This window comes from Micromonospora solifontis (assembly GCF_003725545.1).
GTDB classification, from domain to species: Bacteria; Actinomycetota; Actinomycetes; order Mycobacteriales; family Micromonosporaceae; genus Micromonospora; species Micromonospora solifontis.
The window spans coordinates 1-257 of the sequence record NZ_RJLN01000223.1; the positions used below are offsets into that span (position 1 = coordinate 1).

General features: G+C 67.3%; 1 protein-coding gene. It reads left to right on the top strand.

Going from position 1 to position 257, the window contains the following annotated elements; genetic code table 11:
* The coding region (locus EFE23_RS27955) for a hypothetical protein (protein WP_148058574.1) at positions 1 to 257 on the top strand (257 nt) is incomplete at both ends.

The following is a 257-nucleotide window of genomic DNA, read 5'->3' on the forward strand; positions in this document are numbered from 1 at the left end:
GACAACATCGTCGAGCTGGAGGTGCTGCTCTACGACGGGACGCGGATGTGGGTGGGGGAGACCTCCGACGAGGAGTACGCGCGTGTCCAGCGCGACGGCGGCCGCAAGGCGGAGATCTACCGGCAGTTGCGGGCGTTGCGTGACGAGTATCTGGCCGACATCCGGACCCGGTATCCGGACATCCCGCGCCGGGTCTCCGGCTACAACCTGGACAGCCTGCTGCCGGAGAAGAACTTCCACGTCGCCCAGGCCCTGGT